The organism is Flavobacterium aquiphilum (assembly GCF_027111335.1).
Lineage (GTDB): Bacteria > Bacteroidota > Bacteroidia > Flavobacteriales > Flavobacteriaceae > Flavobacterium > Flavobacterium aquiphilum.
On the sequence record NZ_CP114288.1, the window covers coordinates 1,583,822 to 1,607,227 of the forward strand.

A 23,406-nucleotide genomic window follows, 5' to 3' on the forward strand; every position below is an offset into this window, starting at 1 on the left:
TGTGTTGCTCATTTGATTTTTATTCATCTTGTTTAATAAATGACATATTATCTCTTGTGTTTTTTTGAACAGAAATGGCACCAAACAAAGCCAATAAAAAAGCAAAAGCATAAAATCCTTTTTCGCTTGGCAGAATTGTTGCGTTCCAAAGACCAATAGTTAAAAGGACGATTGATGCAAGAGTCCCGAACCAGCAGATTCCATAATAAATATCAGTAACTGGAATATTTTCAAGTCTGTCTCTAACGCTTTTCTGTAATGATACAACTGCGAAAAGGCCAAACAATAAGACAGTAAAATAATAACCTTTTTCGTTTAATAGCATTTCAGCTCTTGCTAGTCCAACAATAAATCCAATTGTCCCTGCTCCAAGAGCTACCCATGATGCGGCAATAAATGCGTTTGATGTTTTTTGAATCATAATTTTATATTTGGTTAGTATTTTGAAAAAATTCCGGTATCTGTGATTGTCCAAAAACAACATTTCTGACCACTTGCTTTAAGTCCTTTGTTCGCCCAAGAATTACAGGTTTGAAATATGCTATAGCTTCCGTTTGCTTCATAAAAAGCATCTGAGTTGCTGTAATTTGCATTTGTTTTAATGTTTATAAAATTTCCATCTGCATCTTTCTGAAAACTATTTGTAATATAAGTTATCAGTCGATTATACTGTTCTTTGCTAATCATCATTGATTTGCAATCGCTTCCTAATTTCATTTGTTTGTAATAGGTTGCGTGGATTGCAGTTGTGCTTAATCCGGTTGCCGCCTTGAATGCAACTGAAGTTTTTAGGTCGGCCCAAGTGGGTGTTTCCAAATAGAATCCTTTGTCTCCCCAGCCAAGGGCAATATAATGATAAGTAGAATCTGCTGTCTTAGTATTTTGGAACTGGATCTTTTGGCTCCAATCGATTTGTCTGTTTTTTGTAGGCATCACAATGTCGGTGTGGACGCCGTTTGTAAGGATAAAGATTTTAATCTCAGGTTTTGTATCATCTTCCTTGTCAATTGTGATTTTAGAAAGAGTGTAAGCCGATAGTGCATAGATGAAGATGAAACCTAAAAAAAAGAAGACTGCTTTTAAGAGAATTTTGAGTGCTTTTTTCAATGTGAATTAGTTAATGTTTGAGCCAAATTTAATTAAAAAAGTTTCTAGTTAATATAATAATCGACAAAATATTAAATATAGTACTGTTAAAATTATAGAAGAATAATGAAATACATCACATTTTAGTTTGTGAAGATTTATTTTGATAAATCGAGCTTTATTGAAAGGAGTTTAAAAAGAATAAGATTCAAATTTTTTTAATTATCCTTAATTTTCGCGCATAAAATCAAACGCTCCTTTTCGCAGATGTATTCCGTATTCAAGATAGGCTTTCATGCAGGCAAGGAAATTGGCCCAACCTTCGGTGTTTCCAATCGCCCATTTCAGGTTTTCTTCATTGAACTCTTTTCCGTCTTCGGTTACTTTTACAACAGTACTTTTGTCGGGTTGAGCTTCCAGTGCTATTGTTACTATGGTTGCCAGGTCCCAGACAAATGAAACGGAACTGTTGATTTTGGTTGTGATGTTTTTTATGGGGAATCGTTGATCGAATTCGGGGAATTTCCAGGTTAGTTCTTTTCCGGTTTCCATTTTTCCTGTACTTTCGGATATGAAATAGTTGGTCATTTTTTCTGGATTTACAATGCCTTCAAAGACTTTTTTGATTGGCTTTTGAATTTGTATGGATGCTTTGGCGACTAATTTCATGGTTTTGTTTGTTTTAAACCAACTAATTTAGAAAAAAAAAGCAATTGTTTTGATTTTGGTTTTGATGTTTTGAACAAATGAATTTTGATGCGAAAGTGGTTTTGGTATTAAAATTTATTATGAAGATTTTAATTTTTAATCACTTTGAATGTGTTTTTTGTATTTCCGTAAACAACAACTACAGTGTAAATTCCGTTGGCCAAATGATTGCCGACTTTTATGTTTTGATTGGTTTGAAAATTGTTGCCGGAAAAACAAATTTGCCCTTTCATATCAATTATTTTAATTTGGAGAGGCTCAGTAAAAGCACTTTTAATTTGAATAGTAGCTTCATTTGTGAATGGATTGGGATAAAAAACATCTGGATTACTAATTGAAGTTTTGTCTTCAATTCCGAGATTGCTTTCATCGGCTGCATCTATATAGTTAAAATTAAATTTCGATTTATAATGGATCTTGATGTAATTTTCTCCCTGTGGCAAGGTGATTCCGGAAACCACTTTATCAGTATAAGTTTGTAATCCTCCTGTTGCTTCAAAAGTTTCATCGGTTTTTATAATAGCACCATTTACACTGATATCGAATTTACCCTGAACTAAGGAAGCCACTCGGAAAGTCATTCTGTATGAACCGTTCTTTTCCACATTTATCATGTATTCGCCCCAGTCACCAGGATCTGTAAAGCACACATTTTGACCTGTATTTCCATCGTTAGTGTTTTGTAAACCTGTTCCTCTTCGACGGTAATGTTGGTTGGCTACGATTCTTCCCGGGACATTCATTTTCTTTGAAGCATAGGGAACGTTAAGATAGGCAGTTCCAATGGGTCTGATTTCGCCACTATTGGCACCAAGTAATTGTCCTTCCAGCATATCGGTCCAATCTGAAGGAACTCTTCAGGTGAACCAGGAATAACGGTAAATGTCCGGATCATTTTCAAAAGAGGTTACAATATCTTTCATGAAATTGGTTTTATCTGTGGCAGATTGTACAACTCTGTTTGCAAATTCGGTTACCCAAATTGGGATGTTGTATTTTTTTAATCCATCCGTAACTCCAATAACTGAAGCGGCTGAAGAATCATAAGTATGAAAAGCAATATAATCTACTTTGCAGGTTGGGCAAAGACGGAAGAATTCATCATGCCAGGCGATGGGACTTTGGTAACCGCCGTAATTAGAAGGCCCATTGTAGGCTGGGGAGGCGCTCACAATTTCTAGACCTTTTGCAGCAGCGATTTTTTCGATATTCGGCCAGGCATTTACGGCTTCTTGAGGAGTTAATCTTGAACCATCATTAAAGTTAGGCTCGTTGAACGCCAGTAAATATTTGGCTCCGGGTTTTATGGTGGCAATAAATGCATCCGGATTGTTTATTTTTCCCCAAGCCATTGGAACAAATTCAACACCCAAAGTTTCGTAGTTGGTATTTACAGCAGCCTCGGGTTCTGGTGACCAATTGTACCACCAAGAAATTCCGGGTTTTAAAATATTCAAATCAGAAACAGAATGGTTTCCATAAGCAACGCCTCTTTTGGGACTAACTTGTGCATGTATAAGTGCATAAAAACAAAAGTTAATTAATAAAGTGAGGAGTAGTTTTTTAGACATAAAGTGGTTTTTATTTGGTTTAAAAAATGAATTTCAAATGTAGCCCAATAACATTTTAGTTCACATTTGAAAAATTCCATCAAAAACACATCAAAGTTCATAGAGCTTCATTTTAATGTTTAAAAAAAGTTTTGTTCTGATCTAATTTTTGTTAATTAATTGAATAAATCAATGACTTTAAAAGTGTTTCCATACCTTAAAACTGAAAACATTTCTTTACTTTTGCGGCAATCAATATTTGAACTATGTACAAGATTTTAATACGTCCCATATTTTTTTGTTTTGACCCTGAAAAAGTGCACCATTTTACTTTTTCTTTTATTAAATTAGTTTCAAAAATACCAGGAGTTTCTTCACTTTTTAAATTTCTATATCAAGTAAATGACAAAAGATTGGAAACTGAAGTTTTTGGTCTAAAGTTCAAAAACCCGGTGGGATTGGCAGCAGGATTGGATAAAGATGCTATTTTGTACAAAGAATTATCAAGTTTAGGTTTCGGTTTTATAGAGATTGGGACACTTACCCCAAAAGCTCAGCCCGGAAATGATAAAAAACGTTTATTCCGATTAATAGAAGATTCGGGAATCATCAACAGAATGGGGTTTAATAACGGAGGAGTTCTGGAGGCTGTTGAGCGATTAAAGAAAAATAACGGAGTTCTTATTGGAGGAAACATTGGGAAAAATAAAGTGACTCCAAACGAAGATGCAACCTTAGATTATGAGATTTGTTTTGATGCTTTATTTGACTATGTGGATTATTTTGTGGTGAATGTGAGTTCGCCAAATACGCCAAATCTTAGAGCGTTACAAGAAAAAGAACCGCTTACTCAATTGCTTCAAACTTTACAAAATAAGAATTTGGCAAAGCCAAAGCAAAAGCCAATTTTACTTAAAATAGCTCCAGATTTGACCGATGAACAGTTGCTTGATATTATTGATATCGTAAAAGTGACTAAGATAGCTGGGGTAATCGCAACCAATACTACAATTTCCCGCAGCGGATTACGTTCTGGTAATCAAACAGAAACGGGAGGATTATCCGGTAAACCATTGACATCACGATCTACTGAAGTGATTCGTTTTTTATCTGAAAAAAGCAATAAAGCATTCCCAATTATTGGAGTGGGAGGAATTCATTCTGCAAAGGATGCTTTGGAGAAATTAGATGCAGGAGCTAGTTTAATTCAATTGTATACTGGTTTTATTTATGAAGGACCAGCATTGATAAAAGAAATAAACAAAGCAATTTTGTTAAGAAAATAGTAGGATAACAATTTTTCTTTCTGTGTAACCCAAAACCTTTTTATATATTTGGTGGTTATGAAGGCAATAAAAATTATCGAATGTCCACGTGATGCGATGCAAGGCATAAAGGCCTTTATTCCTACCGAAAGAAAGGTAAGTTATATACAATCTTTGTTACGTGTAGGCTTTGATACCATCGATTTTGGGAGTTTTGTCTCGGCGAAAGCCATACCTCAAATGCAAGATACTGCCGAAGTTTTGGAACAGCTCGATTTGTCCAAAACCAAGAGTAAATTATTGGCCATCATAGCCAATGTTCAGGGAGCTACTCAGGCATCTCAACATGCTGCTATTCAATATTTGGGTTTTCCCTTTTCAATTTCTGAGAATTTTCAAATGCGAAATACGCATAAGACTATCGCGGAATCTTTAGTCACATTAGACGAAATTCTAAATCTTGCCAGTAAGACCAATAAAGAAACCGTTGCATATCTTTCGATGGGTTTTGGAAATCCGTATGGAGATCCATGGAATGTTGAAATTGTAGCACAATGGACTGAAAAATTAGCCTCAATGGGAGTGAAGATTTTATCGCTTTCTGATACTATTGGAAGTTCTACTCCCGAAGTGATAGAATATTTATTTTCTAATCTGATTCCTCAATATCCACAAATAGAATTCGGTGCCCATCTTCACACGACTCCAGACAAATGGCTAGAGAAAATCGATGCAGCCTATAAAGGAGGTTGCAGGCGTTTTGATGGGGCCATTCAGGGATTTGGAGGTTGTCCCATGGCTACTGATAAATTGACAGGCAATATGCCTACAGAAAAATTGCTGTCTTATTTTACAGTTCAAAAAGAAAAGACCAATTGCAGTCCAATGAGTTTTGAAAGCGCTTATAACGAAGCTTCCAAACTATTTGGTGAATTTCATTGATTTTTTAGCTTTATTCCTTAAATTAAATAGGTTGAGACTAAGTAATTAAGAATTTTTATAGTTATTTTTAAAATCTTTTTAAGACCGTTTTAAAAAAAGTAATAAAACAATAGAGCAATAGCATGAAATATAGATTTTGCAATAGGATTATTCTGTTAACTCTGCTGGTTTTGAGTTCTTTTTCGTGTAGCAGCGATTTAGATTACAATCAGGTTAATGATTTTAATATTCAGCCCGTTTTTACTACCAATTTGGCATATTTAGAGGCGAAAGCACCTGATTTTGTTGAGAATAATGTGGAGCAACCGATTTTCGGCTATTTGACTAATACAGAATTTTTAAACAATACTTTTGTAGATCAAGATTTGGTTAAAGCTGAAATGTACTTCAGAATAAAAAATACCATCAATAGAGCTTATCGTTTCAATGTTACTTTTCTAAATGCTGCAGGTACTCCTATTTATACCATAGCAATGAATGTTCCGGCTTATAGTGGAACTGAAACCCTAACAGAAAAAACAGAAACATTTGCAGCTGCTAATATTGCTATTTTAAAGAATACAACCAAGCTAGCCTTTACTATTGTTATGCTTCCAGGGCCTCCATTAACGGAATCCAGCCCAGGTAGGATAGAGTTGAGTTCTAGTGTAACTGCTTATTTTGACGTGAAATGAGAAAAATAGTAACCCTTTTATGTTTGTTAGTTTCTTTTTATTGTTTTTCCCAAAATAAAGAAGTTTTATACAATTTCACACCAACACCACAAACCTTATTGACTAATCCGGGAGCCGATGTAAAATACAAATGGTTTTTTGGAGTACCATTGCTGTCTGGGATATCGGCTAATGCAGGATCAACAGGTTTTGATGCTTATAGTTTGTTTGCTAAAAATAATGTGGATTTTACAACCAAAGTAAAAAATGTGGTTGCTGCAACCAGCAAAAACGATTATGTTACTGCCAATGAACAATTGGAAATATTTACAGGAGGAGTAAGAATAGGAGGAGAGGATGATCCGTCGTATATTTCTTTTGGGATGTACCAAGAATTTGATTCCTTTATTTACATGCCAAAAGACCCAGCTATTTTGGCTTTGTATGGAAACAAAGATTATATAGGTAAGAACTTTAATTTGGGCGATTTGAATGCAAAAGCTGAGGTATTGTCTGTTTTTCATGTTGGTTTTAATAAGCAGCTGAATGAAAAATTGATAGTTGGTGGGCGCGCAAAAATTTACTCCAGTATATTTAATGCGACATCAACCCATAATTCTGGATATTTTTATACAACACAAGATTCTAATTTAATTTATAATCAGGTTATCCATTCCGATTTGCAACTTAACACTTCTGGTGCTGCCAAATATTTGGACGAAAACTATAATGGTGATCTGGGAACCGATTTGGTAAATGATATTCCTAAAAAGGCTTTTCTTGGTGGAAATTTAGGATTGGGAATGGATTTGGGACTTACATATTATCCTCAAAAAAATATTCAGTTAACGGCAAGTTTGGTTGATATTGGATTCATTAACCATACAAAAGATGTTGTGGGATATACATTCAAAGGAGATTATGCCTTCAAAGGGGTGCTTACTAATTTTAACGAAGATGGTACTGTTGATGATGCTTATCAAGATTTTAAGGATGCAATTCCTTTTGATACCATTTACAAAAAATACAAGACACAACGTCCTCTGAAATTTTATTCTTCTTTCCAATATTCATTTGAAGAAGATAGGGGGGATGGCGAATGTAATTGTGAAGGTAATGACGAGTCCATGTATCGAAGTGCAGTTGGAGCACAGTTTTTTGCAATGTCAACTCCACGAACTCCTATGTTGGCCTTGACCGCTTATTATAGAAGAAGAATTCTTAAGGGATTGCAAATGAAAGCGACTTATACTATCGATTCCTATTCCTTTTCCAATGTAGGTTTGGGCTTGACAACCAAGATAGGTATGTTTAATTTTTATGCAATGGCAGATAATCTTTTGTCTTATAAGGATGTCTCCAAGGCAAATGCACTCACATTTCAACTCGGATTCAATATAATCGCAGGAGGAAGCAGTAAGTAGATTAGGGGGGGTAAACTTGAATTTGTTTGTCTTTTTGGAGCAGAATGATTAGGCATTTTAATAAACATCGTTCCCGCTGTACGCTGCAATCTTGTGAACCGTCTCGTCCCAAAAGACGAGACGGTTCACAAGGATTTTCACTTCCATCGGGGCTAAAAGGAAGCATTTTTGCGTTTTTGGGATTTTTTGGAATAACAAAAAATCAATAATCTACCCATATAAAAAACACATTTGGTCTTAAATAGCATTAATGTCTTATTGGGTTGAAAAAGCTCAGACTTCTTTTATTAATAAAAAAAAGAGAGATAAGAGTTTTTTTAGCTCGTCAAGATTGTGTATATTTGCACGCAATTCAACTAGAAATTGCAACATGAAAGCACACAACTCCAAGATTGTCGGCGAAGGTTTAACCTACGATGATGTACTGTTAGTTCCCAACTACTCGAATGTTCTTCCGCGTGAAGTGAGTATAAAATCAAAATTTTCAAGAAATATTACACTGAATGTTCCTATTGTATCTGCAGCTATGGATACAGTAACCGAAAGTTCTATGGCTATTGCTATGGCACAAGAAGGAGGAATTGGTGTTTTGCATAAAAACATGACGATCGAACAACAGGCTGCCAAAGTGCGTAAAGTAAAACGTGCTGAGTCTGGTATGATTATCGATCCTGTCACTTTATTGATGAATTCTACAGTCAATGATGCCAAAAGTGCCATGAGAGAATATGGTATTGGCGGTATTCCGGTTGTTGATGAAAATAAAATTCTAAGAGGTATCGTTACCAACAGAGATTTGCGTTTTGAAAAAAACGGAACACGTCCTATTACCGAGGTTATGACCAGCGAAAATTTGGTAACAGTTGCCGAAGGAACTTCATTGGAAGAAGCTGAAGTAGTATTACAAGGTCATAAAATTGAAAAATTACCTGTTATAAATGATAAAAATGAGTTGGTTGGTTTAATCACTTTTAGGGATATTACCAAATTGGCTCAAAAACCAAATGCCAACAAAGATAAATTTGGGCGTTTGAGAGTAGCAGCCGCTTTGGGTGTTACTGCTGATGCTGTTGAAAGAGCAACAGCTTTGGTAAACGCAGGAGTTGATGCCGTAATTATCGATACAGCTCACGGACATACAAAAGGTGTGGTTGACGTATTGAAAGCGGTGAAAGCCAAATTTCCGGAATTGGATGTAATTGTTGGTAATATTGCCACTCCGGAAGCAGCACAATATTTAGTTGAAAGCGGTGCTGATGGTGTAAAAGTAGGAATCGGACCTGGTTCTATCTGTACTACAAGAATCGTTGCAGGTGTTGGTTTTCCTCAATTTTCAGCGGTACTTGAAGTGGCTGCTGCCATAAAAGGAACAGGAGTTCCTGTAATTGCCGATGGTGGAATTCGTTACACAGGAGATATTCCTAAAGCAATTGCTGCTGGTGCTGATTGTGTCATGTTAGGTTCATTATTGGCAGGAACAGCAGAGTCTCCAGGAGAAACTATCATTTTTGAAGGAAGAAAATTCAAATCCTACAGAGGAATGGGTTCTGTTGAGGCGATGCAGGAAGGTTCAAAAGACCGTTATTTCCAAGACGTTGAAGATGACGTGAAAAAACTTGTTCCGGAAGGAATCGTAGGACGTGTGCCTTATAAAGGAGAGTTGAACGAAAGTATGCAACAATTCATAGGAGGTCTTCGTGCCGGTATGGGTTATTGCGGTTCCAAAGATATTGCTACATTACAGGATACTGGACGTTTCGTTCGTATCACCGCAAGCGGTATCAACGAAAGTCACCCTCATAATGTGACCATCACAAAAGAAGCTCCGAATTATTCGAGATAAGATAGCCAAAAGGCAAATAGCAAAAGGCAAAAAGCAAAAGGTGGAAGGCTCATTCAGAAGTAAGCTGACTTCTGACGTAATCCATAAAAAAGATGATCGATTTTGATATTCATTATCGGTCATTTTTGTTTTATGAAGTTTTTCAAGGATTATTTTGTAAAAAAAATGCGTTTTTGTTTCCAACAAGACACAAGTATCCCATGGAATTAATCTTTCGTTTTTTTCAAGCTGTTAAACTTTTAAATCGAGAGTTGTAAATTCTTCTTCCAATTTCAAGAGCATTAGCTGTATGTATTCCGAAAAAAATCCAGAGTATCTCGCTCTTTTGAGTTTTGGCTTTAATTTTTCTCAGGTTGTAATGTTCTTTTTCTTTTCCAAAACTTCCTTCTAAGCGTGTGGCACGTTCTTTTTTGATTCCTTTGGCTAAAATTTTACGCTGCTCTTCGTTTTTACCTGCTTTTCCTTTTCGAACAAAATCGGTTTGGATAGCATTTGAAGTGGTAAATGTCCTGTTTTTGTTGGTGGCATAAATAGCATCGGCTCCCAGCATTCTTACTTTGGTTTTAGTGAGGTTTTGGGCGCAAAAGACGGTGCTTTGTAAACGTGTTCCTTCGTTGAATGCACGATATTGGATGTGTTCAATAAAATTGATTCCGTCTATTTGGATTTTATTGACTTTGGCTCCAAATTCTACTTGTTTGACTTCTTTGCCACGCACTATGGGGCGAATGTAACTTTTACTAATGCTTACAATTCTATCGGGAACACTTTTTCCTGTTTTGAATATTTGTGCCTGTTGGCTGTAAACTTTTGCAATAGTGGCACGTTGTCGTTTGTATTTTTCGGTAACTTTAAAGTTGTTTTGGTTCTCTATTTTACTGAGTTCTCCATTGAGTTTGTATAATAATTTCAGAAGTCCCCGAGTTACTTTAGTGCGGTATTTTGATGGCTTTTTTCTCTTTTTAGAATATTCATTATAGCGTCTACACCAGTCTAAATACTTGGTTCTGGGTAATTTGATTTTTAAAATCCGACATAAAGATTCCATTTGTTTATAGTTCCACTCCACACATTCCCAAAGCAATTTTTGATTGGTTGGAAAACGTACTTCGCTTTCATAACAAGTGGCATCAGTAAAGATTTTGTCCAAATCTTTCATATACCCAATCCAATTCTTAGAAAGTATTTCTTGTGATTTTCTTATGTTTAAACCCTTGGAAAGTTCCATTCTAATTTGACTCACAATTTTAAAGTTGGTTAGTGGTCTGTCGATGGGAATCAAAATATCACAAAAAAACTGCATAAAAATATTGCCATTCAAAAGCTCGATGAGTTTCCTGTCGGAGCAACCGTAGTAATTCTTGAGCATCATCAGGGCAATCTTACCCTTGGGGCTAAAATAACAATGAGTCCCTTTTTGAGAATCTTTCAGCCTGAAAGTTTGGCCAAGCTCTAAAAAAAAAGGCATCGAAAGGTAAATTTTACCCAAATCTGTTTTTAGAAATTGGGCGTAGAAACCATCAAAATCGGTATTGATGGAAAAAATTGGAATTTCGTATTGAAATTCGCTTAAACGTACTATTTTTGGCATCACACTTTAAAAGAAAACCCCGTTTTTGACTCGTTTTGAGCAATTTCGGGGTTTGTTTCTTCTAATATAACAACTATTTTATTGAAAAACAATAGTTTAAGACATTATGAATGTGCCGTGGAAGATTTAGTTCTTGCGCCTTTTTTGTTTGGATGTGATTTTTTTAGGTGATTAGCTGATGGCGAGTATATATCAAATCCGCGATCGTTCTTGAGGAAAATTTAGGTATATCCGAGCCATCTAGTCTGCGCACGCAACGAAATCTTTGCTATTGTATGCAGTTTTTATGATTTTTTTCGTTTTTTCCAAAATAGAAATCTATCAATTAGATTATTGTCATTTTTATTTGTTTCGCGTGATATATTCCGATTAAGTTTTTTACTTAGAGCGTCAATTTCATTTTTATGCATTTCAATTCTTATAGAGTTTTGAAACTTATTATTATAGTTTATCAATGAATCAAGTAGAAAATCGTCTAACTTTAATTCTTTTCCAATTCCAATATTTGTTAAGTTTTGATATTCTGTCCACTCATTTTTTTTAAGTAGCCAATCTGATAATAGTTGTTTTAAATATTCGTATTCTTTTGCTTGAAATGCAAAATCAACTTCATCCTTTATTGGGAATTCATAGACAGCAAAATATTGGTGCTTATAGTTTTTCCATTCATTGATTTCTTCTTGAGTATAAATTGGAGTGGAGTTGTCTACAGTTACTAATTGAATAAGTTTTTCTTTGTTAGGATTGTCACAAAGTCTAAGGTATTCTAGTACCTTATCTACACCAAAAGACAATAGATATTCAGTATCAAATCCTATTGAAGAATCAAAATCAGTTTCTTTAGAATTCCAAAACTGCCAAATATCATCAATGTTATTAAACTTTGTTAATAAATAAGCTGCTAGATATAATACGTCAACTTCGTAATTCTCTATGCTTTTTTTTGATTGTCTTAATTCTTTCTCTGCAATAAAAATATAGTTGACAATATTGTAATCAGAAGTTTTTATATCATTGAAGATAGCGATTAAAACTTTGTTTCTTGCTATTTGATTGTAATTATTGTCTTTAGCTGATTCAATTGATAAATTATCTAGAAGATTTGGATTTTCTCTAAGTTCTTTAAGCTGATTTTGATAAATTTCTTGTAGATTCAATTTGTATGAGGGTTTTCTAAAATTGCACATAACTACTTCTTAGTCCTTAGAAAATCAGACATATCTACTCAAAATAAGGTCGCTTTGTCTGATAGGTATTAGGATTTATTTGTTTTCAAATGTATAAAAAACGGATTACAAATTGTTAGTGTTTTTCGCTTTGCAATACATTTTTTTTTTTAAAATAATTTCTAAGAATAACAAAACTTTGTCGCTAGCCCGATTGAAACGAAAATCCTTTTGTCTCGTTCTCAAACGAGACAAAAGATTGTAATGGCAAGCGGGAGAGAAGCTGTTATGAAATACTATTGTTCTGCTCCTAAAAAAACACACCAGTCTTTCGACCAGTGCTTTATCTGTTTTATTTTTAAAATTAATCATGTGCCAAATCCGCCAGCAGTTTTTTGTCGCCAACAATCCATAAAATATCATCTTTTTCTAAAATGACATTGGATTCCGGATTCAGTGCTCGTTTTCCTCTTTTTTCGATTCCCACAATTAGTCCTTGTGTTTTCTCGCGTAGTTTGGACTCTTTTATGCTTTTTCCAATAAAAGTGTGGTTTTTCAATTCGATTTGGCGTAAAACAATATCGGGTTCAACAACTTCAGGGGAAACGTCCATTTCGTGTTGATCCAAATATTTTTTAAACGCCTGTACTTGGGCATCAGTCCCAATGACGCAAATTTCGTCTCCCGGAAAAATACGTTCGTTGGCATCCGGAATGTGAATCGTGATGTCGCCTCGTTTTATCGAAACAAGATTAATTCCTAGTTTTTCCCTGACTTGAAGGTTTTTCAGTGCTTCCCCGGCTATATTGGATTCGGCTGCGATGTCAAATACCGCCATGTGGCCGTCCCAGGGTGTTAAATCGCTTCGGCTTCTTTTGGCTCTTGCAATTTCCCGATCGTTTAAATTGGTGAGGAAATGATTTTCAATTTTGTGGTATTGGATGTGCAGTTTTTTTTGGAAGGCCAAATAAATTACAATGGCAATTATTAACGTGATTAATGCAATTTTTGGAGAGAAGAAAGTGTTTAGCAATAGCCCGATAAAGAAAATGGACAGTACTATTCGGATGAAAAATAACATCGTCAATGGTCCTCGGGATTTGCGGTCGAGCATTAATTGTCCCACTTCTTGGACAGCAACCCTTCTGAAAGCCAGTGCCCACAAAAAAGGAGAAACTATCGCCAAAGTTATCAAAGCGCCTATAGGTTTTCCTAAATGATAATCTTCGACTATTGGCAAAATAAAACGGGAGGACAGCAAGATGACGGCAAGAATGATGACGACCAGTACAATCACCTGAATTAAAAAGGCATTGATAACCGTTTGCCACAAACTTACCGTTTTTATCGCTTGGGTACTAGCTGAGTAACGTTCGATTCTCTTAGTCCATTTACGTGGTAAATTATGCGCCAAATATTCGGAAATTGGGAGCGAATATTTAATCATGAAAGGTGTTGTAAATACTGTCACTGCCGAAACGGCAACAACTATCGGATACAAAAAGGAATTGGTAGCTTTTAGTGTTACGCCCAAAGTCGCTATGATAAAGGAAAATTCACCAATTTGTGATAAACTCATTCCGGTTCGGATAGAATCTTTCAAAGGTTGTCCCGATAATATGGCTCCAAATGTTGAACTTACGGATTGGCCAATGATGGTAACAAAAGACAGAATAACTACCGGAATAGCGTGTTCGTACAAGGCTTCCGGATTAATCAACATTCCGACAGATACAAAAAATACGGCGCCAAATAAGTCTTTCACCGGTTTTACCAAATGTTCAATATGTTCCGCCTCTGTAGTTTCGGCAATGATAGATCCCATGATAAAAGCGCCAAGAGCGGGCGAAAAACCAACTTTGGCTGCAAAAATAACCATGACCAAACACAGTGCGAGCGAAATAATAAGCAGCATTTCATCGGTGAGTAAGTGTTTGGTTTTTTTGAGTACGGTTGGGATGATAAAGATTCCGCCCAAAAACCAAATCACAAGAAAAAAGACCAGTTTTAAGACAGACATCAAAAGATCACCACCGGAAAACTGACTACTTACTGCAACCGTTGATAGTAAAACCATCATCAAAATAGCCAATATATCCTGAACGATTAAAGAACCAATAACGATTCCGGCAAATTTTTGGGTTTTAACACCCAATTCATCAAATGATTTTAAAATAATTGTTGTCGAAGATATGGAGAGAATTACCCCGAGAAAGATGCTGTCCATCTTTGGCCAATCTAACCATTGTCCAACAAAATAACCCAAAATACACATACTTACTATCTGTGTTCCTGCTGTAATCGAAGCTGTTCCGCCAACTTTCATCAATTTTTTGAAACTGAATTCCAGTCCGAGGCTAAACAATAAAAAGATAACACCAATCTCAGCCCAAACTTCAACGCTTTTGATTTCTTTTATAGTAGGGAAAAAATCAAAATGGTTACCCGCCATAAAACCGGCAATTAAATAACCCAATACTAGAGGTTGTTTTAGTTTTCTAAATAGCAGGACAGCGACAGTCGCCGTTATTAGGATAAGACCTAAATCGCTGATTAGAGGGTTTAAATGGCTTGTAGTTTCAGGTACATCGGTTAATAGACTCATATAGTATTTTGTAGGTAAAAATCGTTGATGGCTAATTTACGAAAAAAGAATTTTTTTTAAAGCTTCAAGGCTGTTGCTTATGAAAAAATTAACCGCAAAGTTCGCAAAGCTTTGCGTGTCCTCCTCGTAATGCCTTAAATTTGTTCTCGCAGAGGCGCAAAGGCACAAAGAAATACGTTCTAATCTTTGCGTCTTCGCGTCTTTGCGAGATTTTTTAAATGCCTGCGGTTAAATTTTCATTATTGATGTTGCAACAAAAAAAGCTACCCGAAAAGGATAGCTTCTAGTATTCGTTATTGGCTTTTTGCCTTCTGATTAAATTCCTATGAAATTACTAGGTGTGATTTGCATCAATTCGGTTTTAATTTCAGGTGACACGTCTAAGGTTTCTATGAAAGCATGAATAGAATTTTTGGTAATGGCTTCATTAGTTCTTGTCAATCCTTTTAAAGCTTCGTATGGATTTGGATAAGCTTCACGTCTTAAAATCGTTTGAATCGCCTCGGCAACAACAGCCCAGTTGTTTTCCAAATCTTCGTGGAATTTTGATTCGTTCAACAATAATTTGTTCAATCCTTTCAAAGTGGCTTCAAAAGCGATTAAAGTGTGTCCCATTGGAACTCCAATGTTTCTCAAAACGGTACTGTCGGTCAAATCGCGTTGCAATCTTGAAACCGGTAATTTAGCCGATAAATGTTCGAAAATAGCATTGGCAATTCCCAAGTTTCCTTCGGAGTTTTCAAAATCAATTGGGTTTACTTTGTGTGGCATCGCCGATGATCCAATTTCGCCCGCTTTGATTTTTTGTTTGAAATATTCCATCGAAACATACGTCCAAATGTCACGATCCAAATCGATGATAATAGTGTTGATTCTTTTTAAAGCATCAAAGAAAGCTGCGAAGTGATCGTAATGCTCAATTTGTGTTGTTGGGAAAGAATGGTGTAGTCCTAAGTTTTGCTCAACAAATTTATTTCCGAATTGCTTCCAGTCAATTTGTGGATAGGCAACGTGGTGCGCATTGTAGTTTCCGGTAGCCCCGCCAAATTTGGCTGCAAAAGGAGTATTAAACAATAAACGCATTTGCTCTTCCAAACGCTCCACAAAAACGGCAATTTCTTTACCTAAACGAGTAGGTGATGCTGGTTGTCCGTGTGTACGGGCAAGCATCGGGATAGCTGCCCATTCTTGTGACAATTCTTTTAATTTGGATACTACAGAAATCAATGATGGCATATAAACTTTCTCAAAAGCGTCTTTTGTAGAAAGCGGAATTGCCGTATTGTTGATGTCTTGTGAAGTCAATCCGAAGTGGATAAACTCTTTATATTCGGATAAGCCTAATTTTTCAAAAACATTTTTAATGAAATATTCAACGGCTTTTACGTCGTGGTTGGTAACTTTTTCGGTTTCTTTTATCCAAAGAGCATCTTCGGTAGAAAAGTTTCTATAAATGTCACGTAAACTTTCGAACAACGAAGAGTCAACGTTTTTTAGTTGAGGCAAAGGCACTTCGCATAAAGCAATGAAATACTCAATTTCAATTAATACGCGATATTTGATTAGGGCTTCTTCAGAGAAAAAAGGAGCCAATGATGCTGTCTTACTTCTATAACGACCGTCGATTGGCGATATAGCATTCAATTCGTTCAGGTTAGTCATTTTTTGTTGTTTTTTCGAAAGGTGCAAATATATAGAGAATTTAGGGATTAAGGGGTATGATTTTTAAGGTTTGATGAAGAAATTAGTGATAAAAAACTCGTTTGTTCGATGTAATTGAAAGATTTAGAAATTAACGGGTTGTTTTTGTTATAACTATCTCCTAATTAAAGTTATATTTGTTTAACAAAAAAATGGTATCGATGAACAATGTAAAAAATGTTTTCAGTATTAAAGATCTTGAAAATCTTTCAGGGATAAAAGCACACACCATTCGAATTTGGGAAAAACGATATAATGTTTTACAGCCAATGCGTACAGACACCAATATACGTTTGTATTCCTTGTCAAGTCTCCAAAAACTATTGAATATTGCCCTGTTGCTCGATTATGGGTATAAAATTTCCAAAATTTCAACTTTCGCCGATGAAAAAATAACGGAATTGATTCGGGAAGTTGTCTTGAATAAGAATGCCAAAAATCATGCTGTCAATGCGTTTAAAATGGCTATGATGAATTTTGACCAGAAACTTTTTTTCAATACCTATGATTGGTTATCTGAAGAAAAGTCCTTTAGGGAAATTTTTCGTCAAGTGTTCATTCCGTTGATGGAAGATATTGGCCTATTGTGGCAGACAGATACGATTACTCCGGCGCATGAGCATTTCATCAGCTGTTTGATATTGAAGAAAATATTGGTTAATATCGAGAAAGTGGAAGCTGATATGTCTATAAATGACAGCAGAGTTTATGTTTTGTCGCTTCCTCTTAATGAGATACATGAGTTAGGTTTAATGTATCTGCATTACGAAATAGTTTCTAAAGGATTTAGGGTGATTTATTTGGGACAAAGTATGCCTTTTGGATATTTAAAAGACTTGAAAAAGCATTACAGCTCAATTGTTTACCTGTCTTATTTTACTATACAACCTGAACGTGATAGTGTTAATGATTATGTGAATTCCATGGCTTCGGAACTCTTGGGTGACGGCTCTCAAATATGGTTGATAGGGGAGTTGGTAAAACATATTGACCTGAATTTAATTCCTGAAGGTGTTAAAGTTTTTGGTTCCATACCAGATTTAATAGAAAAGATTTGATTTTTTGTTTAATGTTTTTGTACATTTGTTAAACAAATTATGAAAACAATAGCAATAATAGGTTCAGGGTTTTCGGCAATGGCCGCTTCGTGCTATTTAGCAAAAAGCGGTTATGAGGTAACGATTTATGAAAAAAATCCATCCATAGGAGGGAGAGCTCGTCAATTGAAAGTTGAAGGGTTTACATTTGACATGGGGCCCAGTTGGTACTGGATGCCCGATGTTTTTGAGCGCTTTTTTGCTGATTTTGGTAAAAAAACAACCGATTATTACCAACTTATAAAGCTTTCTCCGGCATACCGGGTCTATTATGGAATAGAAGATTTTATTGCAATCGCAGATGATTTGCCCCAAATAGTTGCCGATTTCGAGGCTATCGAAAAAGGAAGCGGTCAAGTATTGAAAGAATTTATTTGTGAAGCCAAAAATAATTATGATATCGCCATAAAAGAGTTGGTTTATCGCCCAGGTGTTTCTCCTCTGGAATTAGTAACGGTTGAAACCGCCAAGAAAATAGGTCAGTTTTTTAGTAACATCAGCAAAGACATTAGAAAGAAATTCAAAAACGAACGACTCATTCATATCTTGGAGTTTCCGGTTTTGTTTCTCGGTGCAAAACCATCTGATACTCCTTCTTTTTACAGTTTCATGAATTATGCCGATTTTGGTTTGGGCACTTGGCATCCAAAAACAGGGATGTTCGATGTCGTTCGGGCAATGGAGAACCTAGCTAGAGAGTTGGGCGTAGTTTTTGTAACCAATGCCAATGTTGAGAAAATTAATGTCGAAAATAAAATAGCCCGATCATTGGTTGTCAATGGAAGAACAATTCCATCTGATGTAATTTTGAGCGGTGCCGATTATCATCATACCGAAACCCTATTGGATATTCAACATCGTGCCTATTCTGAAAAGTATTGGGATAGCCGTGTTTTTGCCCCATCTTCCTTATTGTTCTATGTGGGATTCAACAAAAAAATAAGAAATATTTCACATCATGCTTTGTTTTTTGATGTCGATTTCGAACAGCATGCCAAGGATATCTATGATGAACCAAGGTGGCCTAGGGAACCTTTGTTTTATGCCAATTTTCCATCATTGACAGATAAAACGGCAGCTCCCGAAGGTATGGAATCAGGTTTTTTCCTTGTTCCCCTTGCTCCGGGAATTGAAGATACCGAAACCTTGCGAGAAGAATATTTCAATAAAGTAATAGACCGCTTTGAAATTTTGACCCAACAAAAGGTTAGGGATAACATTATAGTCAAACAATCATTTTGCAAAAACGACTTTGTTTCTGAATATAATTCATACAAAGGAAATGCTTACGGTTTGGCAAATACACTTATGCAGACCGCTTTTTTGAGACCAAAACTCAAAAGTGCAAAAGTCAAGAATCTATACTTTACGGGGCAATTAACCGTTCCGGGTCCCGGCGTTCCCCTAATTTCGGGGAAATTGGTGTCAGAATTAATAAATAAACAACTTTTAAATCAATAGCTATGAAGAAATTATTTGATGAAGTATCCTTCAAGTGTAGTAAGTTGGTGACCAAGAATTACAGTACTTCGTTTTCTATGGCGGTTTATATGCTCGCACCTAGTATTCGAGAAGCCATTTACAGCATTTACGGATTTGTGCGTTTTGCGGACGAAATTGTGGATTCTTTTCACGGTTATGACAAAGAAAATTTGCTGATTGATTTCGAAAACGAATATTACAAAGCAATGAAATCAGGCATCAGTTTGAATCCGATTTTGAATTCTTTTCAACAAACGGTAAAGGAGTACAATATAACTGATGATTTGATTCAATCTTTTCTAAAAAGCATGAAACTTGATTTAATCAAATTGGATTATAATAGCAAAGAAGAATATAACGAGTACATTTATGGCTCTGCTGATGTAGTAGGATTAATGTGTCTCAAAGTTTTTGTCAAAGGAGATGAAGCTAGATACAATCAGTTGAAAGACCAAGCTATGAAGTTGGGTTCTGCTTTCCAAAAAGTGAATTTTCTTCGTGATTTAAAAGAAGACAATTTAGTCTTAAATCGAAATTATTTTCCGGGACTCGATTTAAAGTCTTTTGATGAAAAGTCAAAAAAAGCAATAATCGCTGAAATAGAGGAAGATTTTAGAGTTGCCTATCAAGGAATCAAAAAATTACCGTTGGAAGCAAAATTTGGCGTTTACACGGCTTATGTTTATTACAAAAAACTGCTCAAAAAATTGGCACATACGCCTTGTAACGAAATAGGAAATACTAGAATAAGGGTTTCCAATTATTCAAAAGCAGGATTATTGGCGCAGTCTTTTGTATCTTACAAGTTGAAATTAGTGTAAAAGTGAGCGATTAGTGAATAGTTGTTAATGATTAGATTGTTAGTGTTATAAAACAAAATGATTAAATGTACTAAAGCTATTTGTGCCGTTTTCTATTAATTTTTAAATGATTTTATAATTTAAAATTGATTTAAACTAATTACTAAAAGCTATTCACTATTCACTAGACAAATTTAATTCAATGAAAAAAATATGGTTTCCTTTTTGATTTTTTTAGGTGTTTTTTTAAGTATGGAATGTGTTACTTGGCTTACGCACAAATATGTTATGCATGGATTCATGTGGTATTTTCATTCGGATCATCATCAGCCGAAATACGCACACACTTTTGAAAGAAACGATATTTTCTTTGTGATTTTTGCCGTACCTAGCATTGTCCTCTTTTATTTTGGCGTACAGCAAGGGGTGAATTATTTATTTTTCATTGCGCTAGGCATTACTACTTATGGTTTTTGTTATTTCATAGTTCATGATGTATTGATTCATCAGCGTTTCAAATGGTTCAAAAATACCAAAAACAAGTATTTGGTTGGTTTGCGTAAGGCGCACAAAGTTCATCATAAACATTTGGGGAAACAGGATGGGGAATGTTTTGGGATGTTGTTTGTTCCTTTTAAATATTATAAAATGTAATATGTTGTAATATCTGTTTCAATAAAAATGAACCACATAGACACATAGATTTAATAACAAATCATTAAAGAATGAATAGAAATAGGACTATTTTTCACATAGATTCACTATATGAAAAGTAAAATGTCTATCAAACTCTTTTAAACACTATGAATTCTATGTTTCTATGTGTTTAAAAATAATTGCACTCACAAATATGTCGTTATATTTTTTTTTGAATATTGGTTCGTTCCTAATTCCGTTTCTGTATAGTTTCGAAAAAAGAATGAAATACAGTAAGCGGTGGAAAGTAATTTTTCCATCTTTGGTTATTACCGCCTTTTTTTTTATTGTTTGGGATATTATTTTTACCCAAATAGGAGTTTGGAGTTTTAATCCAAGATATCATTCAGGGATAGAATTTTTTGGTTTGCCAATAGAGGAATGGCTTTTTTTTATTTGCATTCCGTATGCGAGTTTGTTTATTCATTTTTCTTTCCAATATTTCTTTCCCAATGTGGCTTTGAGTGACAGCACTGTAAAATGGGTTTATTGTATTTTGATGGTTATAATCATTCCTATAGTTGTATTTAATTATGACAGATGGTACACTTTTGTGAATTTCAGTTTGTTTATTTTGGTTTTAACCGTGGCCGTTTTTAAGTTTTCGGAGGTTTTGAAAACGTATTTCATTACTTTTTTAATCATTTTAATTCCGTTTTTACTCGTAAACGGAATTCTCACCGGCAGTTTTATAGAGGAGCCGGTCGTTTATTATAATGACAATGAAAATTTAGGTATTCGATTGGGGACAATACCGATTGAAGACACGGGTTATGCTTTTACAATGTTGTTGATGAGTTTGATTTTGATGAAAATAATTGAGAAGAAAAATGAAAGTATATAAAAAAGTAAGTGTTCAACACATCAATGCGACTCTAGATGAATGTTGGGATTTTTTCTCCCGTCCAGAAAATTTGCAAAAAATAACTCCTAAAACCATGGGATTCGAAATCACTGATTTTGACAACCAATCGATGTATGCGGGGCAAATTATCCAGTACAAAATTTCACCCCTTTTAGGATTAAAGTTAAATTGGGTCACCGAGATTACCAAAGTAGAGGAGAACGCTTATTTCATAGATGAGCAGCGTTTCGGACCCTATAGTTTTTGGCACCATAAACATTTTTTTGAAGAAACCTCGAACGGAGTCAAAATGACCGATGTGGTGCATTACGCATTGCCTTTGGGTTTTTTAGGACGAATTATAAATGCTTTAGTCGTCGAGAATAAGCTGAAAGAGATTTTTGATTACCGTTTTGCAAAAGTCGATCAACTTTTTAATTAAAAAGATTCTAAGTTGTTAAGATTCTAAGCGACTAAGATTTATGCGGACAATTTTGAAAGTCAATATTAACAAAACTTAGATTCTTAGAAACTCAGAATCTAAGCAACTTATAAAGAGAAATGTCAAAACAAAAAGTATCGATATTTTGGTTCCGACGTGATTTGCGTCTCGAGGATAATGTGGCTTTGTATCACGCGCTACAATCCAAATATCCCGTAATTCCTTTGTTTATTTTTGATACCGATATTTTGGACAGTTTGCCCAAAAACGATGCCCGTGTTGGTTTTATATACGAATCACTTCAAAAAATAAATGCAAAGCTCAAGGCCATTGAGAGTTCAATTTTAATCAAAAAAGGAACAACAACCGAAGTTTGGAAGTCTCTTTTTCAGGAATATGCTGTTTCGGAGGTTTTTTTCAATAAAGATTATGAACCGTATGCCATCAAAAGGGATTTGGAAATAGCTGCATTGGCAAAAACCAATCATGCCCAATGTTTTTCTTTTAAAGATCAGGTTATTTTTGAAGAAAAGGAAATCATCAAAGCTGATGGAACGCCTTACACTATTTATACGCCTTACAAAAATAAGTGGTTGGAAAAATACAAATCCTTGGCACCGCTTCAAGAGTATATTACTTTAAATTACTTATTCAATTTTTACAGAAGTAATTTTGATTTTCCCACTTTAGAACAAATAGGTTTCGAAGAAAATAACATAAAAGTAATTCCTTATAAGCTCACAGAGATTGCAAATTACCATGAAACCCGTGATTTTCCTGCTATAGACAGCACTTCATACCTTTCACCTCATTTGCGTTTTGGGACAGTGAGTATTCGGAAATTGGTTAATTGGGCGGCTCAGGAAAATGCTGTTTTTTTGAGTGAATTGATTTGGCGTGAATTCTTTATGCAAATTTTGTTTTGCTTTCCGAAAGTGGTCAATCATAATTTCAAATCGGCTTATGACGGAATTCAATGGCGAAATAATGAAGAAGATTTTAAGCGTTGGTGTACAGGGAACACAGGTTATCCTATGGTCGATGCGGGGATGAGGCAACTCAATGAAACGGGTTATATGCACAACAGGGTACGCATGGTGGTAGCAAGTTTTTTGTGCAAACATTTGCTTATCAATTGGCAATGGGGTGAAGCCTATTTTGCCGAAAAACTGTTGGATTATGATTTGTCGGCCAATGTCGGAAATTGGCAATGGGCGGCAGGAACGGGCTGTGATGCGGCACCTTATTTCAGGGTTTTTAATCCCGATATCCAACTCAAAAAGTTTGATGAAAAAGGAATTTATATCCGCAAATGGATTCCCGAATTTGATCTGGGTTACTGCGAACCGATGGTTGATCACGCTTTTGCACGGGATAGGGCAATTGCTACTTATAAGGCGGGGGGTTTAAACTGAGTTTAAATTATATATTTATTTAGCTGGAGTACTGAAAAAGGCGGAAGACTTTTATTGTGGGTACGAGTGTGACACTTGCACTAGCCCTGTGTTGCC

The 23,406-nt window shown here is 35.3% G+C and carries 21 protein-coding genes; 12 read left to right on the forward strand and 9 right to left on the reverse strand.

Annotation, left to right across the window (positions count from 1 at the left end; translation table 11 throughout):
* Positions 1-19: 19 nt before the first annotated feature.
* The 5 genes from yiaA to OZP12_RS06670 all read right to left on the reverse strand — a co-directional run bounded on the left by yiaA (position 20) and on the right by OZP12_RS06670 (position 3,365).
* Complete coding sequence (gene yiaA / locus OZP12_RS06650) at positions 20-421, reverse strand: inner membrane protein YiaA (protein WP_281228273.1); 402 nt, start codon at positions 419-421, stop codon at positions 20-22.
* Between the two features lie 14 nt (positions 422-435).
* Positions 436-1,107: a TIGR02117 family protein gene (locus OZP12_RS06655; RefSeq protein WP_281228274.1), complete on the reverse strand. Its 672-nt coding sequence runs from the start codon at positions 1,105-1,107 to the stop codon at positions 436-438.
* Between the two features lie 207 nt (positions 1,108-1,314).
* Positions 1,315-1,755 carry an SRPBCC domain-containing protein gene (locus OZP12_RS06660; RefSeq protein WP_281228275.1) on the reverse strand — a complete coding sequence of 147 codons (441 nt, stop codon included), beginning with the start codon at positions 1,753-1,755 and terminating at the stop codon, positions 1,315-1,317.
* 128 nt (positions 1,756-1,883) lie between these two features.
* The gene (locus OZP12_RS06665; RefSeq protein WP_281228276.1) at positions 1,884-2,627 is read right to left on the reverse strand and encodes a carbohydrate-binding protein; all 744 of its coding nucleotides are present in this window, start codon (positions 2,625-2,627) and stop codon (positions 1,884-1,886) included.
* Positions 2,628-2,651: 24 nt separating this feature from the next.
* Positions 2,652-3,365, reverse strand: a complete 714-nt coding sequence (locus tag OZP12_RS06670; RefSeq protein ID WP_281228277.1) for a glycosyl hydrolase — start codon at positions 3,363-3,365, stop codon at positions 2,652-2,654.
* 245 nt (positions 3,366-3,610) lie between these two features.
* Here OZP12_RS06670 and OZP12_RS06675 point away from each other — a divergent pair, with 245 nt between their 5' ends.
* From OZP12_RS06675 to guaB, 5 genes are all read left to right on the forward strand, one after another.
* Positions 3,611-4,630 carry a quinone-dependent dihydroorotate dehydrogenase gene (locus OZP12_RS06675; protein WP_281228278.1) on the forward strand — a complete coding sequence of 340 codons (1,020 nt, stop codon included), beginning with the start codon at positions 3,611-3,613 and terminating at the stop codon, positions 4,628-4,630.
* Between the two features lie 57 nt (positions 4,631-4,687).
* The gene (locus OZP12_RS06680) at positions 4,688-5,551 is read left to right on the forward strand and encodes a hydroxymethylglutaryl-CoA lyase (RefSeq protein ID WP_281228279.1); all 864 of its coding nucleotides are present in this window, start codon (positions 4,688-4,690) and stop codon (positions 5,549-5,551) included.
* Between the two features lie 122 nt (positions 5,552-5,673).
* Positions 5,674-6,225: a hypothetical protein gene (locus OZP12_RS06685; protein ID WP_281228280.1), complete on the forward strand. Its 552-nt coding sequence runs from the start codon at positions 5,674-5,676 to the stop codon at positions 6,223-6,225.
* Complete coding sequence (locus OZP12_RS06690) at positions 6,222-7,628, forward strand: DUF5723 family protein (protein WP_281228281.1); 1,407 nt, start codon at positions 6,222-6,224, stop codon at positions 7,626-7,628. The genes OZP12_RS06685 and OZP12_RS06690 overlap by 4 nt, the downstream gene beginning before the upstream one ends.
* A 370-nt stretch (positions 7,629-7,998) precedes the next feature.
* A complete protein-coding gene (gene guaB, locus OZP12_RS06695) occupies positions 7,999-9,471 on the forward strand; it encodes an IMP dehydrogenase (protein WP_281228282.1) in 1,473 nt (490 codons plus the stop codon).
* Between the two features lie 223 nt (positions 9,472-9,694).
* On the opposite strand, the gene OZP12_RS06700 is transcribed toward guaB, so the two are convergent.
* From OZP12_RS06700 to purB, 4 genes are all read right to left on the reverse strand, one after another.
* Positions 9,695-11,062, reverse strand: coding sequence for a transposase (locus OZP12_RS06700; protein ID WP_281228283.1), 1,368 nt, complete (start codon positions 11,060-11,062; stop codon positions 9,695-9,697).
* A 284-nt stretch (positions 11,063-11,346) separates the two neighbouring features.
* Positions 11,347-12,219, reverse strand: coding sequence for a hypothetical protein (locus OZP12_RS06705; protein ID WP_281228284.1), 873 nt, complete (start codon positions 12,217-12,219; stop codon positions 11,347-11,349).
* Positions 12,220-12,592: 373 nt separating this feature from the next.
* Positions 12,593-14,833, reverse strand: coding sequence for a cation:proton antiporter (locus OZP12_RS06710; RefSeq protein WP_281228285.1), 2,241 nt, complete (start codon positions 14,831-14,833; stop codon positions 12,593-12,595).
* Positions 14,834-15,148: 315 nt separating this feature from the next.
* Entirely contained in the window at positions 15,149-16,495 is a 1,347-nt protein-coding gene (gene purB / locus OZP12_RS06715; protein WP_281228286.1) for an adenylosuccinate lyase, read from the reverse strand.
* Positions 16,496-16,695: 200 nt separating this feature from the next.
* Between purB and OZP12_RS06720 the strand changes: the two genes are divergently transcribed.
* The 7 genes from OZP12_RS06720 to OZP12_RS06750 all read left to right on the forward strand — a co-directional run bounded on the left by OZP12_RS06720 (position 16,696) and on the right by OZP12_RS06750 (position 23,310).
* Positions 16,696-17,592, forward strand: coding sequence for a MerR family transcriptional regulator (locus OZP12_RS06720; protein ID WP_281228288.1), 897 nt, complete (start codon positions 16,696-16,698; stop codon positions 17,590-17,592).
* A gap of 36 nt (positions 17,593-17,628) precedes the next feature.
* Positions 17,629-19,092 (forward strand): phytoene desaturase family protein, encoded by a 1,464-nt coding sequence (locus tag OZP12_RS06725; protein ID WP_281229029.1) that lies wholly within the window; start codon positions 17,629-17,631, stop codon positions 19,090-19,092.
* Between the two features lie 2 nt (positions 19,093-19,094).
* On the forward strand, positions 19,095-19,934 hold the full coding sequence (locus OZP12_RS06730) for a phytoene/squalene synthase family protein (protein WP_281228289.1): 840 nt from the start codon (positions 19,095-19,097) through the stop codon (positions 19,932-19,934).
* Positions 19,935-20,126: 192 nt separating this feature from the next.
* Positions 20,127-20,567 carry a sterol desaturase family protein gene (locus tag OZP12_RS06735; protein WP_281228290.1) on the forward strand — a complete coding sequence of 147 codons (441 nt, stop codon included), beginning with the start codon at positions 20,127-20,129 and terminating at the stop codon, positions 20,565-20,567.
* A gap of 196 nt (positions 20,568-20,763) precedes the next feature.
* Positions 20,764-21,453, forward strand: a complete 690-nt coding sequence (locus OZP12_RS06740; RefSeq protein WP_281228291.1) for a lycopene cyclase domain-containing protein — start codon at positions 20,764-20,766, stop codon at positions 21,451-21,453.
* The gene (locus OZP12_RS06745; RefSeq protein WP_281228292.1) at positions 21,440-21,895 is read left to right on the forward strand and encodes an SRPBCC family protein; all 456 of its coding nucleotides are present in this window, start codon (positions 21,440-21,442) and stop codon (positions 21,893-21,895) included. Before OZP12_RS06740 ends, OZP12_RS06745 begins: the two co-directional genes overlap by 14 nt.
* Positions 21,896-22,014: 119 nt before the next feature.
* Complete coding sequence (locus OZP12_RS06750; RefSeq protein ID WP_281228293.1) at positions 22,015-23,310, forward strand: cryptochrome/photolyase family protein; 1,296 nt, start codon at positions 22,015-22,017, stop codon at positions 23,308-23,310.
* Positions 23,311-23,406 lie beyond the last annotated feature (96 nt).